This is a genomic window from Massilia sp. TWP1-3-3, assembly GCF_049897805.1.
Taxonomy (GTDB): Bacteria; Pseudomonadota; Gammaproteobacteria; order Burkholderiales; family Burkholderiaceae_D; genus Telluria_A.
Genome location: NZ_JAFCWX010000113.1, coordinates 1 through 1,105, shown reverse-complemented (window position 1 = coordinate 1,105; position 1,105 = coordinate 1). Strand labels below are relative to the sequence as shown.

The window sequence follows — 1,105 nt, the reverse complement described above, 5'->3', positions numbered from 1 at the left end:
CATAATATGGCACCGAAACCGTATATATGGACCGCGAAAGCGACCGACATTCTTGCCAAAGTCACGCGCGCTCGTGCCAAACTTAATAAGCTTCAATCTGTTTGACGCACTACACTAGTTGCCGGGGGGGGGAACTTGCAATAAATAGGAAAAAAACTGGAAGAAGAGGCGAAAAAAGAGGTGTTCGCCTAAGTCATTGATTTATAAGACAGCAAAACGGCCTGCAAAGCCGTTTAGACGGGTTCGATTCCCGTCCTCGCCTCCAGAACAGCATGCTCAAGTTTGTAGCCTTTGAGCGGTCTCAAGAAAAGCCAACTCCCGTTCAGGAAGTTGGCTTTTTTTGTTAACTGCTTTCAACCTGGCTTGCGCTGATTCTTGCATCCGCTGTTCGCGCGCGCGGACCTGCCCGCAGGCGGGAATACGGGCGTCTACGATACTCGCACGGCCGTGCTACACTCAGGCGAAAATGGCGCTTTAATGGGCGCGACATATCATCCGTAGGGGTTTGTCAGATGCCGACTTGCTGGATAATTGGCGGACCCAATGGCGCCGGAAAGACGACATTTGCGCTGGAGTACCTGAAGCAAGTGGCGACCGGCATGCGGTTTGTGAACGCTGACCTGATCGCGGCGGGTCTGTCCCCACTTGCCCCGGAACGTGAATTGATGGCCGCCAGCCGTTTGTTCCTGCAAGAAATGGATTCATGCATTGTCCAAGGTGAGGATTTTGCTTTCGAAACGACGTTGGCCGGTCGCAGTTATTTGAAGCTGGTTCGGCGGCTGCGCGCGGCGAAGGCTGGCGAGTAGAGTTAAGCTACTTGGCACTGCCCAGCATGGAAATGTCGCGATTGCGCGTTGCGAAGCGCGTCGCTCATGGCGGCCACAATATACCGGTCGCTGACATTGAGCGCAGATTTGCGCGAAGTTTGGTGAATTTGCTGACGACGTTCAGTCCGGTAGTTGACGCTTGCCGCTGTTTCATAAACAGTTGAGCGCGTGCAAGATGTTTGATGGCTTTTGAGGGAGTTTTGTGCAGAATAACTGAGGTTTTAAGGCTGAGCGCCCTCAAAGAGCTTGACCAGCAAGCCCTCTGAGGACGAGTCTCT

Annotated in this window: 1 protein-coding gene and 1 tRNA gene; both read left to right on the top strand. The window is 53.2% G+C overall.

Annotation, left to right across the window (positions count from 1 at the left end; all coding sequences use genetic code 11):
* Positions 1-167: 167 nt before the first annotated feature.
* Positions 168-265 (top strand) — tRNA-Ser (locus tag ACP7D4_RS28050).
* A 247-nt stretch (positions 266-512) separates the two neighbouring features.
* Positions 513-806 (top strand): hypothetical protein, encoded by a 294-nt coding sequence (locus tag ACP7D4_RS28045; protein ID WP_426212719.1) that lies wholly within the window; start codon positions 513-515, stop codon positions 804-806.
* Positions 807-1,105: the final 299 nt, after the last annotated feature.